At 68.2% G+C, this 11,421-nt stretch carries 12 protein-coding genes; 4 read left to right on the forward strand and 8 right to left on the reverse strand.

Annotation, left to right across the window (positions count from 1 at the left end):
- The first annotated feature begins 379 nt into the window (after positions 1–379).
- A complete protein-coding gene (locus tag AC1PLR_RS06200; RefSeq protein ID WP_481103003.1) occupies positions 380–3,292 on the forward strand; it encodes a TonB-dependent receptor domain-containing protein in 2,913 nt (970 codons plus the stop codon).
- 154 nt (positions 3,293–3,446) lie between these two features.
- Here the strand turns inward: AC1PLR_RS06200 and AC1PLR_RS06205 are convergent, their stop codons facing one another.
- The gene (locus AC1PLR_RS06205; RefSeq protein WP_481103543.1) at positions 3,447–5,045 is read right to left on the reverse strand and encodes an outer membrane protein assembly factor BamB family protein; all 1,599 of its coding nucleotides are present in this window, start codon (positions 5,043–5,045) and stop codon (positions 3,447–3,449) included.
- Positions 5,046–5,551: 506 nt separating this feature from the next.
- Between AC1PLR_RS06205 and AC1PLR_RS06210 the strand changes: the two genes are divergently transcribed.
- The gene (locus tag AC1PLR_RS06210; protein ID WP_481103004.1) at positions 5,552–6,358 is read left to right on the forward strand and encodes an SGNH/GDSL hydrolase family protein; all 807 of its coding nucleotides are present in this window, start codon (positions 5,552–5,554) and stop codon (positions 6,356–6,358) included.
- Positions 6,359–6,456: 98 nt separating this feature from the next.
- Here the strand turns inward: AC1PLR_RS06210 and AC1PLR_RS06215 are convergent, their stop codons facing one another.
- Both AC1PLR_RS06215 and AC1PLR_RS06220 read right to left on the reverse strand, forming a co-directional pair.
- Positions 6,457–7,167, reverse strand: coding sequence for an rRNA pseudouridine synthase (locus AC1PLR_RS06215; protein ID WP_481103005.1), 711 nt, complete (start codon positions 7,165–7,167; stop codon positions 6,457–6,459).
- A gap of 68 nt (positions 7,168–7,235) precedes the next feature.
- A complete protein-coding gene (locus tag AC1PLR_RS06220) occupies positions 7,236–7,733 on the reverse strand; it encodes a YgjP-like metallopeptidase domain-containing protein (RefSeq protein WP_481103006.1) in 498 nt (165 codons plus the stop codon).
- A 116-nt stretch (positions 7,734–7,849) separates the two neighbouring features.
- Here AC1PLR_RS06220 and AC1PLR_RS06225 point away from each other — a divergent pair, with 116 nt between their 5' ends.
- Positions 7,850–8,383 carry a DUF2058 domain-containing protein gene (locus AC1PLR_RS06225; protein ID WP_481098689.1) on the forward strand — a complete coding sequence of 178 codons (534 nt, stop codon included), beginning with the start codon at positions 7,850–7,852 and terminating at the stop codon, positions 8,381–8,383.
- A gap of 107 nt (positions 8,384–8,490) precedes the next feature.
- Complete coding sequence (locus AC1PLR_RS06230; RefSeq protein ID WP_010342319.1) at positions 8,491–8,757, forward strand: DksA/TraR family C4-type zinc finger protein; 267 nt, start codon at positions 8,491–8,493, stop codon at positions 8,755–8,757.
- Positions 8,758–8,778: 21 nt separating this feature from the next.
- Here AC1PLR_RS06230 and AC1PLR_RS06235 read toward each other — a convergent pair whose 3' ends face one another.
- The 5 genes from AC1PLR_RS06235 to AC1PLR_RS06255 form a co-directional block, all read right to left on the reverse strand.
- On the reverse strand, positions 8,779–9,024 hold the full coding sequence (locus AC1PLR_RS06235; RefSeq protein WP_481098688.1) for a DUF2789 domain-containing protein: 246 nt from the start codon (positions 9,022–9,024) through the stop codon (positions 8,779–8,781).
- A gap of 101 nt (positions 9,025–9,125) precedes the next feature.
- Positions 9,126–9,704 (reverse strand): mechanosensitive ion channel family protein, encoded by a 579-nt coding sequence (locus tag AC1PLR_RS06240; RefSeq protein ID WP_481103007.1) that lies wholly within the window; start codon positions 9,702–9,704, stop codon positions 9,126–9,128.
- An 88-nt stretch (positions 9,705–9,792) separates the two neighbouring features.
- A complete protein-coding gene (locus AC1PLR_RS06245; RefSeq protein ID WP_481098687.1) occupies positions 9,793–10,587 on the reverse strand; it encodes an EAL domain-containing protein in 795 nt (264 codons plus the stop codon).
- 83 nt (positions 10,588–10,670) lie between these two features.
- Complete coding sequence (locus AC1PLR_RS06250) at positions 10,671–10,871, reverse strand: hypothetical protein (RefSeq protein WP_010342324.1); 201 nt, start codon at positions 10,869–10,871, stop codon at positions 10,671–10,673.
- A 16-nt stretch (positions 10,872–10,887) separates the two neighbouring features.
- Positions 10,888–11,214, reverse strand: a complete 327-nt coding sequence (locus AC1PLR_RS06255; RefSeq protein WP_481103008.1) for a YkgJ family cysteine cluster protein — start codon at positions 11,212–11,214, stop codon at positions 10,888–10,890.
- Positions 11,215–11,421 lie beyond the last annotated feature (207 nt).

Raw genomic sequence — 11,421 nt, forward strand, 5'->3', positions numbered from 1 at the left:
TCTGCTTGCGCGCCCCTTCGCCGCAGCGCCAAGACCCCTTGGGAGCCCCCGGACCGGCAGACTCGGAGTGGCTGCAACCTTTCTGTAAGCTTTCCGACAAATTTCAGTAGATTCAATTACTTAAATCAAACCGCGTTGTGCTGCAACGCAGCTTGCATCGATTCAAATTCGGCCTATAACGCTGGCGTCACATATATGAACTTTTTGTTCGTGTATGCACCGCTTTGCGGACGGCCCGCGCGAGGCCAGGGGGCTAGGGCGGGCTCGGCACATCTCGAACATCGATCGCTCCTGTGGGGGGAGACCAGTGAACAGAATCGCTTTCCGGCGTGGACTCATCGCCAGTTCCGTTGCGCTCGCCCTGTGGGCGCCCTCTGTCATGGCGCAATCCGCGCCCGATGACGCGGCCCCGCCCAATGGCGCCGGCAAGGCCGACAAGCCGGTCGAACTCAAGGCGGTGACGGTCACCGGATCGCTGATCCCGCGCGTGGAGGTCGAAGGCCCTGCGCCGGTGGTCACCATTACCGGCGAAGAGATCAAGAAGCAGGGCTACACCACGCTGTGGGAATTCCTCGACTCGCTGCCGCAGGTGGGCCAGCAGGTGTCCGACCCGGCCTCGTGGGGCTCCAGTTCGGTCAATGCGCGCTCGGTGAACCTGCGCGGGCTCGGCCCCGGGTTCAGCCTGCTGATGATCGACGGCCATCGCGTGGTCGACTATCCGCAGCCGCTCAACAAGCAGAGCAACTTCCAGAACTTCAACAACATCCCCACCGGGATGATCGATCACATCGAAGTGCTGGCCTCCGGCGCGTCGTCGATCTATGGCTCGGATGCGGTCGCCGGCGTGGTGAACGTGATCCTGAAGAAGGACTACCAGGGCAACCAGTTGCAGGTCACCCTGGGCGGTGCGACGCGCGGTGGCCGCGACTACGGCGACATCAACTACGTCGGTGGCCGCGCGGGCGACAACTGGCACGTGACCTACAACCTGGAGCACTCCAACCGCAGCGCGCTGTGGGGCATGGACCGGCCCTACCAGGATTCCGTGGCCGACGCGGGCTACGGCGCCTGGGGGCCGGCCTCGCGCATGTTCGGCTACCAGTACGACGCGGCCGGTGCGATCGCCCTGTCGGCCACCGATGCCAACGGCCGCTACATCACGCCGCCCGCCGGCACCTGCGACAAGTTCAGCAACTCGCGCCTGACCCAGTCGCACTCGGTGACCACCAACGGCACCCAGGTCACCGGCGTCACCGACAACGGCTTCTACTGCGCGCAGCCGGCGCTGTTCCAGAACTGGGTGCTGACCCCGGGCAGCATCAGCAACAGCGGCTATCTGGCGGGCGAGTACGACTTCCAGAACGGCCTGCAGTTCTACGGCTCGGCCGCGCTGTACCAGACCGTGGGCATCTCCAACACGCAGCTCAACGTGTTCAGCGCCGGCCCGTTCTACGACCAGACCACCGGGCAGACGGTCAACCAGGTGATCCGCCAGCTGACCCAGAAAGAGATCGGCGTCAGCGCCAACACCTACGACCGCGAGCGCAACTGGAACCTGCAGGCCGGCCTGCGCGGCACCGTGTTCGACGGCCGCTTCAACTGGGACCTCAACCTCAACACCCAGAAGTACATCGTCCGCGAGGAGTTCACCGGCTACAACGCGCAGGCCACCAACAACTTCTTCCTCGGCCAGCAGCAGGGCACCACCGCCGACGGCCTGCCGATCTACGCGTTCAACTGGCAGCAGTTCTGGAACCCGATCATCCCGCAGCAGTACGACCAGTTCGCGGTGACCGGCGTGAACACCGCTTCGTCCTGGCTCGACCAGGCGCAACTGCGCGTCAACGGCGACCTGTTCAAGCTGCCCTGGGCCGATCGGTCGGTGGGCTGGGCCGCGGTGTTCGAAGCCGCGCACAACGGCTTCAAGCTCTCGCCCGACCCGCGCGCGGCCGATCCGTCCACCTTCCAGAACCCGTTCGGCGCCTATCTCACCGGCGCCGGCACCCGGCAGCGCTTCTCGCTGGGCACGGAGTTCCGCTTGCCGGTGCTGGACACGGTGACCTGGACGCTGTCCGGTCGCCTGGACAAGTACAACGACGCCAGCCGTGCCGACATCGCCCGTACCTGGGGCTCGGGCCTGGAGTGGCGTCCGTACGACGGTTTGCTGCTGCGCGGCAGCTACGGCACCAACTTCAAGGCGCCGGACATGCAGGCCATCTACCTGACCGGTTCGACCTCGCCGGTGGGCTTCTATGCCGACCCGCTGCAGTGCGTGAACGCGATCAAGGCCGGGCAGAACAACAACACCTGGTGCAACAGCGTGCAGCGCCCGACCTCGCAGTACTACACGCTCTACACCAACGGCAGCCGCCTGCTGCTGCCGCAGACCGGGCACTCCTGGACCTACGGCTTCGTCTGGCAGGTGCCGGGCGTGCAGGGGCTTTCGGTGTCGGCCGACTACTGGAACATGGGCGTGGACAACGCCATCCAGTACCTGGGCCAGGACACCGTGCTGGCCGACGAGGCCGGCTGCCTGACCGGCCTGAAGCCGAACGGCACCTCGGGCCTGTCGCCGTACACGGCGCACGTGGCCGGATCGGAGTACTGCCGGATGGTCACCCAGATGGTGACGCGCGACGCCAATGGCCAGATCGTGTCGGTGCAGTCGGGCCCGATCAACGAAGCCTCGCTGTATGTGGCCGGCGTCGACGCGACGCTGGACTACAAGTTCCACACCGACGGCTACGGCGATTTCCGCGCCGGCATCAACTACACCAACAACCTGTCGTACAAGCAGCGCGTGCTGGCGTCGGATCCGTTGCAGAACACCCGCTACCAGAACGTGGCCAGCCGCATGACCTGGATCGCCGACTGGACCAAGGGCCGTTGGAACGTGTCGATCTCCGGCGTGCGCAACGGCCGGATGCGCGCACCCAACTACGCCGGCTGCGACGTGCTGCCCAACGGCATCCAGCCCAGCATGGTCACCGTGTCCAATGGCGGCGAGACGATCTCCACCGGCGTCTGCCAGGTCACCCAGGACGGCAACCAGGTCACCGTGCAGGACACCACCTACCGCGGCCATGCGCCGGCGTGGATCACCTGGAACGGCTCGGTCGGCCTGCAGATCACGCCGGATCTGCACGCAAAGCTCGCCGTGTCGAACATCTTCGACAAGGTCGGTGCGATTCCGTACTACGCCGGCGGCTTCGAGTTCGTCACCACCGGCCAGACCGCGAGCGAGTACAACGGCCGGGAAATGTTCCTGACGCTGGACTACACGTTCAACTGAGCAACACGCCGACAGGCCGGCGGGCTTCGTGGAAGCGAAGCCCGCCGGTTTTTTTATGCCCACGCGAGGCGGTGCGTTCCAATCCAATTCAACATCGCCCCTCCCGCTTGCGCAGGAGAGGCGATGGACGCGTTACGGCGAGCGCGGGCTGCGCTCAGCGCCGGTTCGACGGCACGAACTTGTACAGCTTGTTGACCCCGGTGCCGAAGTTGAAGCGGCTGTAGCCGGCGCCCCAGTACACCGCACCGTCGACGATCGCCGGCGCGCTGGACACCGAACCGCCGGCGTCGAAGCTCCACAGCGTGGCGCCGGTCTTGGCATCGAGCACGGTCATCGCGCCGGACATCGAGCCGGCATAGACCAGGCCCGGCGACGACGCCAGCGGGCCGCGGCCGCCGGCGCCGAACGCGGTCTGCACCGGATCGATGCCCGGCACCTTGACCTGCCAGAGGATCTTGCCGCTGGCCGCATCCAGTGCGGCCCAGGAGCCGGCGTTCCAGGTTTCGGTGTTGCCCGGCGCCAGCGTGTAAGGCGTGTGCTCGTTGTTGTTGATCGCCACGTACACGCGACCGGAGAACGGATCCACCGACGAGCCCCATTCGATGCCGCCGGCGGTGCCGCCCGGGCCGACCTGGGTCGACCACACGGTCTGCCCGCTGTCGGCGTCGAACGCCCAGTACACGCCGCTCTTCTGGCCGGCACCGACCAGCGCCTGCGGCTTGCCGTTGCGGATCGCCGTGAACAGGTTGGCGCCGCCGCCGCTGAAGTCGTAGTCCGGCCCTTGCGGGTCCTGGCACAGGCCATTGGTCGGCGCGACCAGGCACGACAGCGACCAGGCGTCGGCGCCCTGCAGGCGGCGCGTCCACACCGGCTTGCCGCTGCGCATGTCCAGCGCCAGCACCGAGTCGACGTAGTTGTCCGGCGCCATGCACGCCAGTTGCGCGGTCTTGTCGCCGTTGGCGTTCTTGACGCAGGTGGCCACCTCGGTCGGTACCGAGTAGTTGTTGCCGGTGGTGGCGTAGACGCGCTGGCGCAGCGGATCGATCGCCAGCGTGCCCCACACCGACGCACCCGTGTAGCCCTCCGGCGTGGTGCGGAAGCTCCACAGCAGCTTGCCGGTCTTCAGATCCAGCGCGGCGACGCTGCCGCGGAAGGAATACTTGTAGCCGGCGCTCAGTCCGCCCCAGTCGCCGGAGGACACGCCGACGTAGACGCGGTCGCCGTAGATCACCGGCGAGGCGGTGATGCGCGCCTGCGGGTTGGACTCGACCAGGGTCTTCCACAGCAGCTTGCCGGTGGCCTTGTCGATCGCCAGCACCGTGCCGCTGGCCTGGTCGCCGACCAGCACGCTGTCGCGCGCGATCGCCGGGCTGTTGCGCGACAGCGAACCGGCGATGCCGGTGTAGTCGGCCAGCTTCACCTGCCACACCGCCTTGCCGAGGTCGGTGTCGATGCGATACAGCTGGCCGCCCCAGTCCGGCACGTACAGCGCCGTGCCCTGCACGGTCGGCGTGGCCGAGACGTCGCCTTGCGTGGTGAAGGTCCACGCGGTCTTCAGACGCGCGGCGTTGAACGGGGTGATCTGCCATTCGCCGGGCGCGAAGCGGGTGTTGAGGAAGCCGCCGCCGGCACTGTTCCAGAGGCTGTGCGTGGCGAACGGCGTGCCGCCGGAGAAGGCGCTGCGCCATTGCGCGCTGGCGGCGCTGGTGTCGGTCGTCGCCGCTGCGGTGCCTGCGGACTGCGCCATCGCCATTGCGCTGAACATCAAGCCGGGAATCAACGCCAGCCGCAGGCGGGTGAGGTTCTGGTGTGCATCACGCGTTTTCATGGATGTCCTTCGGGCTTGGGAGTGAGGATCCCCCCGTCACGTCCGCGGCCATCCTAGAAGCGCAAATCCTTGTGTGTCATGTACTTACGAAAAAGTTAGGGCGTTCGCAAAAGGTTGCGGCGATAGCGAAAAACGATGGCGACGGCATCGCGTTGTCATCGGCGCGGCACGCGCGTGACGCATGTCGGTGCACGGTGCGATGGCGGTCGCAGCCCTGCGTTGCAAGGCATCGACCGTGCGCCACGATGCACATGGCGACGGAGCGCAGCGATATGCCCCATCGATGCTGTCGGCGATAGCCGCAGCGTGAGCACGGGCTGAATCGCATGCGAGACGGCGCAGTCGCGGCGGCGCTGCGGCAGCGCCGCATGGGCAATCCGGAGGGTTGGTTACACTGTGCGATCACCGTTGTCTGCACAAGGAACGCCTCGATGAAATGCCCTTCGCTGTTGTCCCTCGCCATCGCGCTGTGCGCCACTGCCGCCGGCGCCGTGCAGGCGGCAACGCCCGCGTCCACCGCGGCGCTGGAGGGCAAGGTCGATGCGCTGTACACGCGTGCGCCGGACACGCTCAAGCCCGACGAAGTGAAGGCGATGCAGCAGCGACTGCTGGACTGGGCGCAACTGCAGCGCTATCGCGCCGACAATGCGGCGCTGCCGGCGCCGGCAGCGGACGCGCCGCGTGTGGTGTTCTACGGCGACTCCATCACCGATGCCTGGGGCCGCCGCGAAGGCACCACGTTCTTCCCCGGCAAGTCCGCCTACGTCAATCGTGGCATTTCCGGGCAGACCACCGCGCAGATGCTGGTGCGCTTCCGCCAGGACGTGATCGACCTGAAGCCGGCGGTGGTGGTGATCCTGGCCGGCACCAACGACCTAGCCGGCAACACCGGGCTGTCCACGCTGGAGATGATCGAAGACAACTTGCGCTCGATGACCGAACTGGCCCAGGCCCACCACATCAAGGTGGTGCTGGCCTCGGTGCTGCCGGTCACCGACTATCCGTGGCGGCCGGGCCTGCAGCCGGCACAGAAGGTGCGTGCGCTCAATGCCTGGATGCAGCAGTACGCGCAGCAGCAGGGCGCGGTGTACCTGGACTACTACAGCAAGCTGAGCAACCGCGACGGCGGCATGGACAAGACCGTGGCCATCGACGGCGTGCACCCCAACAACGCCGGCTATGCGGTGATGGCGCCGCTGGCCGAGCAGGCCATCCAGCGCGCGCTGGCAAAGCCCTGAGCCACGTGCGCTCCTAGCCCCTCTCCCCCCGGGAGAGGGGTTGGGGTGAGGGTACGGTCGCCGGCAACAACGATCGGCGAGGCCGCACCCGCACTCCCTCAGAACCGCTCGCCCTCCGGCAAATAGCGCCACTCGCCCGGCGCCAGCTTGCCCAGCGAAATCCTGCCGATGCGCAGGCGACGCAGCCCCGTCACCTGCAGTCCGACCTGCGCGCACATGTCGTGCAACTGGCCCGGCTGCACGTGCTTGATCGCAAAGCGCAGGCGCTGTTCGCTCTGCCAGCTGACCTTGCACGGCGGCAGCGTGCGCTGGCCATGGCGCAGGCCGTGCGCGAGCCGGTGCAGGCCATAGGGCTGCAAGGTGCCGCTGACCTCCACCACGAACTCCTGCTCCAGCGTGGCCGCGTCCTCGCTCAGCCGCCGCAGCACGCGGCGGTCCTGGCTCAGCACCAGCAATCCGCTGGCGTCGGTCTCCAATGGCAGCGGCAGACTCAGGCGCAGGAAATGGCGCTTGAGCACACGCATGTCGCTGGCATCCAGCGCGCTGCGGTGGCCGGGCGTCGCCAGCGCGAGCGCGTCTTCGGCGCGCATCCCGGCCGGCTTGTGCAGCAGCAGCGTGACCGGCTGCGCCGGGCCGAGTTGCGCGTCGGGCGCCAGCGTCACCTGCTGGGTGGTGATCGGCGTCTGCGGTTCCTCGACCACCACCCCGTCCACGCTGACCCAGCCGCCCTCGATGTACTGCTGCGCCTCGCCGCGCGAACACGGCAGCAGGGCGGCGAGATGCTTGTCGAGACGGACGGGGCTGGACATCGGCTGTAAGCGATCGGTCGGGGGCGCAGTGTACGGGCGTCGCGGGGGCGCTGCCACGCAGCGGCGTCTCAGCGCTCGCCCAGTTCCAACTGGGTCAGGTACAAGCGCAGGTCGAACTCCAACTGGTGGTAGTCCGGCGTCATGTGCGCGCACAGTTGGTAGAAGGCCTTGTTGTGCGCGCTTTCCTTCAGGTGCGCCAGTTCATGGGCGACGATCATCGGCAGGAACGCCGCCGGCGCATCGCGGAACACGCCGGCGATGCGGATCTCGCGGCTGGCCTTGAGCTTGCCACCCTGCACCCGCGAGACCGTGGTGTGGGTGCCCAGCGCGTGCTTCACCGCCTGCAGGCGGTTGTCGTAGATCACCTTGTGCAGCGGCTCGGCGCTGCGCATGCAACGGTCCTTGAGCGCCTGCGTGTAGTCGTACAACTGGCGATCGGTGCGGACCGTGTTGGCCTCGGGATAGCGTCTGCGCAGCCAGTCGCCCAGGCGCTGGCGCGCGATCATCTCGCGGACTTGGTCCAGGACATGGGGCGGGTAGCCGACGAGATAGCGCAGGGTCTCCATGCCGCCACCTTAGCGCGCCGCGTGCGTCAGGGCATCCGGCACCAGTGCCTTCGCGGGCGGCTGCCGGCGCTGCGGGTATCATGCGGCTCCCGAATCCGAGTCCGTGGACGCTTCCGATGCGCAATCCCCTGCAGGAGCAACTGCTCAAGGCCGGCCTGGTGAAGAAGAGCCAGGTGGCGCAGGTCGCGCGCGAGCAGGCCAAGGCGCGCCAGGGCAAGACCCCGCCGCCGCCCAGCGCCGAGCAACTGGAGAGCGAGCGGCTGCGACAGGAGCGCGTGGAGCGCGACCGCGCCCTGTCCGCCGAGCGCAACGCGCAGGCGCGTGTGCAGGAGCAGCGCGCGCAGGCGCGGCAACTGGTCGAAAACCACAAGCTCAAGGCCGACGGCGAGATCGACTACCACTTCACCGATGCCGGCAAGATCCAGCGGCTGCGCGTGGATGCGGCGCTGCGCACGCAACTGATCGCCGGCAGCGTGGCGATCGCGCGGCTGGATGCCGGCTACGTGCCGGTGCCGCGCGCGGTGGTGGAGAAGATCGTCGCCCGCGATCCGGCGACCATCGTGTTCGATGCGCTGGCGGCGACGCCGGCCAGCGGCGAGGACGATCCCTACTACAGCCAGTTCAAGGTGCCGGACGACCTGATCTGGTGACCGCGGCGCGGCGCCGCATGAACGTCTCGGCTAGGTGAAGCCGGCGTGCATTGCATTTGCCGGTGCCGGCCGCATCATCCAGGCAAGGCAACAGTGCGGAGACGACCATGGCCACTGGGTGGGCAGGCGACGGCGCGGTGCAGGACCAGATCGATGCGACCGTCGAGGATGCGATCAAGCGGGCGCGCAGCCAACTCCCGCAGGGTCCGGGATTGAGCCACTGCGAGGACTGCGATGCGCCGATTCCCGAGGCGCGGCGCAAGGCGGTGCCCGGCGTGCGCCTGTGCGTGGCCTGCCAGGACGCGCAGGACCGCGCACAGCACGAGCACAGCGGCTACAACCGCCGCGGCAGCAAGGACAGCCAGCTGCGTTGATGCTCAGCCGCCGCGGTCGGGTCAAGGCTTGGGCTGCGCGTGCAGCGCGATGTTGAGCTGATCGACCACGATCGCCCAATCGGCGTCTTCCAGGCGCTCCTCGCGCAGCAGTTGCGCCTGCGCGGGCGTCCAGAACGGCGCCTCTTCCAGGCGCATGCCATCGGGCAGCGGCGCATGCTGGGCGATGAACTGGCGGATCTCCGGCTCGCTGTTGGGCAGGCCGAGCTGAGCGAAGAGGTCGGCGAACGGATGAATGACGGGTTCCATGCAGTACCTGGTCGGGAAAGGGGAGGTCGCCGCGCTAGGCGGCTGGCATCGACCATACCGGCTGCGTCATGTGGATGGCGTCAGCGTCGGCGTGGCGGCGCTCAACCCAGTCCCGGCGGCACCGGATGGCCGCGCCAGCGGCGCGTGCTGCGCTGGAAGAACAGGCTGTTGGGGATCTGCAGCACGCTCTCGCCGTCGCCGTCATGTTCCTCGCGCAGCGTCGTGTAGATCAGGTTGATGTCGATCACCTGGCCTTTCAGGCCGGGCTTCTCGCCGTTCTCCAGCAGCTCGATGTGGTCGTGCAGGCGGAACGGGCGCGTGGTGAAGATCAGCAGCGTGCAGAAGATGTTGGACAGCACGCTCCACGCCGCGAAGAACGCCACCGCCGCGACCGCGGCGAAGCCGGTGAAGGCGGTCCACAGCACGGTGCCGGACACGCCGAAGCGGTCCAGGATCAGCAGCAGCGCCGCCGCGTAGATCACGAAGCCGCTGCCGCGGCGCGCCATCAGCACCAGTTCCGGCGGCAGCGCGTGGTGCTCGCCCAGGCGCCGGATCAGCCGCCGCAACACGGTCCGCAGCAACCAGGCCGCAAGCACGATCAGCACGATCTGCGCGCCGGGCACGATCACGTCGAGCCAGCGGTGTGTCCACGGCGGCAGCAGGGTATGGAGCGAGGGCATTGCACTTGGGAACACGCAGGGGAGGCGCGATGGTCGCAAGCGAGGCCGTCGCGGGCAAGTCGTACTGCCTGCGCTTGCGGCGGCCCCTTTAGTCGGCGCGCTCCAGCGCGTCCCACTGCGCCTCGGTGACCTCGGGCAGCGCCTCCAGCGCCGGCTTGGCGAACAGATAGCCCTGGTAGAGGTCGATGCCCAGCGCGCGCAATGCGTGGTACTCGGCGGGCGTCTCCACACCCTCGGCGAGGATGCGGCAGCCCAGCGGCGCGGCGATCGCGACAATGCCGCCGACGATGTGGCGGCGTGCGGCGCTGGCGTCGATGCCACGGATCAGCGCCATGTCCAGCTTGATCAGGTGCGGCTGAAAATCGGCGAGCAGGTTCAGGCCGGAGTGGCCGGCGCCGAAGTCGTCGATGGCGGTGAGGAAGCCGCGCTGCGCATAGTCGCGCAGGATGCGCACGACCTTGGGCAGGTCGGCGACGCGTTCGGACTCGCTCATCTCGAAGATCAGATCGCCGGTCGGCACGCCGAAGTGCTCGGCCGCCTTCAGGGTCAGGCGGATGCAGGTCGCCGGCTCGTACACCGCGTTGGGGATGAAGTTGATCGACAGGCGCGTGCGCAGGCCCAACTGCGCGGCGGTGGCGATGGCCTGCACCCGGCAGGTCTGATCGAAGCGGTACATCTGCTCGGGGCGGACCCGCGCCAGCACCGCCGCCGCGCCGCTGCCGTCCTCGCCGCGCACCAGCGCTTCGTAGGCGTAGATCGAGCGGGTGGCGGCATCGACGATCGGCTGGAACGCCATGCGCACGGCGAAATCCAGCGGCTCGCCATCGCGGCAGTTGCCGCAGGCGGGCTGGCCGAGTTCGGCGGACAGAGAGCGCAGGAGCATGCCGGGCCGAGACCGTGGAAGAGCTCGCAGTATGCGCTTTCGGCGTGAAGACGGCGCCGTGCTTCGAGCCGGCGCGGGTGGCGCTAGCCGGCGTCGGCGACGTCGACCTTCTTCAGCACGCGGGTGGTGCCGAGCACCTCGACGCGGCCGCCGGCCTGGTGGAAGGCGGCCAGGTCGGCCTCGATGCGCTCGCGGCTGAGGCCTTTTTGCGCCTTGTCGGCGGCGCTGGCGCCGCGTGCGTTCCGTGCGCTGGGCGAAGCGGTGGTGCTGGTCGGTCGTGCCATGCTGGAACTCCTGCAGTCAGTACATCGTCAGGGGAATGCCACGGGTCAGTTGCTCGTGGTGGGTGCGGCGGATCTCGCGGCAGTACGGGCCGGCCATCGCGAACTTGCGGCAGATTGCCGGGCGCTGCGCATAGATCGAGCAGCACATGCGCGCGCCGTCCACCGCCACGCACCAGCCGTCCTCGTCGCGCGCCATCACGTGCAGGCCCTCGCGGGTGTACTCGGTGAGATGCTCGGGGACCTGGTCGTCCGGCATCACCAGCACGGTCAGGCGGCAGCAGATCGCGTCGCAGCGGTCGCAGGCGATGGCCGGGTCGGCCGTGTCCCGCATCGGCTCGCTCATGCGCAGCCGCCGCGATCCGGGCGTGTCGGCCGGCGAGGTGACTGGAGCGGCGACACCAGGCGCTGGGCCTGGAGCGTGGCAGGGGCGGGAGACATGGCGCTCCGAAGGATCCGGCCTGCAGCAGGACGGAGGGTGGCGCGAGAAGGAAGCGAGTCGGGCGACAGGAACGGCCGGACGAGACGCGCGTAGCGACGTGACGCTGAAGCG

This window comes from Xanthomonas sp. NCPPB 3570, from assembly GCF_056725115.1.

What these genes read in the sequence shown, in the direction of transcription:
- AC1PLR_RS06200 (WP_481103003.1), top strand. Translation starts at nt 380, where the DNA reads ATGGCGCAATCCGCGCCCGATGACGCGGCCCCGCCCAATGGCGCCGGC.
- AC1PLR_RS06205 (WP_481103543.1), bottom strand. Translation starts at nt 5,045, where the DNA reads ATGGCGATGGCGCAGTCCGCAGGCACCGCAGCGGCGACGACCGACACC.
- AC1PLR_RS06210 (WP_481103004.1), top strand. Translation starts at nt 5,552, where the DNA reads ATGAAATGCCCTTCGCTGTTGTCCCTCGCCATCGCGCTGTGCGCCACT.
- AC1PLR_RS06215 (WP_481103005.1), bottom strand. Translation starts at nt 7,167, where the DNA reads ATGTCCAGCCCCGTCCGTCTCGACAAGCATCTCGCCGCCCTGCTGCCG.
- AC1PLR_RS06220 (WP_481103006.1), bottom strand. Translation starts at nt 7,733, where the DNA reads ATGGAGACCCTGCGCTATCTCGTCGGCTACCCGCCCCATGTCCTGGAC.
- AC1PLR_RS06225 (WP_481098689.1), top strand. Translation starts at nt 7,850, where the DNA reads ATGCGCAATCCCCTGCAGGAGCAACTGCTCAAGGCCGGCCTGGTGAAG.
- AC1PLR_RS06230 (WP_010342319.1), top strand. Translation starts at nt 8,491, where the DNA reads ATGGCCACTGGGTGGGCAGGCGACGGCGCGGTGCAGGACCAGATCGAT.
- AC1PLR_RS06235 (WP_481098688.1), bottom strand. Translation starts at nt 9,024, where the DNA reads ATGGAACCCGTCATTCATCCGTTCGCCGACCTCTTCGCTCAGCTCGGC.
- AC1PLR_RS06240 (WP_481103007.1), bottom strand. Translation starts at nt 9,704, where the DNA reads ATGCCCTCGCTCCATACCCTGCTGCCGCCGTGGACACACCGCTGGCTC.
- AC1PLR_RS06245 (WP_481098687.1), bottom strand. Translation starts at nt 10,587, where the DNA reads ATGCTCCTGCGCTCTCTGTCCGCCGAACTCGGCCAGCCCGCCTGCGGC.
- AC1PLR_RS06250 (WP_010342324.1), bottom strand. Translation starts at nt 10,871, where the DNA reads ATGGCACGACCGACCAGCACCACCGCTTCGCCCAGCGCACGGAACGCA.
- AC1PLR_RS06255 (WP_481103008.1), bottom strand. Translation starts at nt 11,214, where the DNA reads ATGAGCGAGCCGATGCGGGACACGGCCGACCCGGCCATCGCCTGCGAC.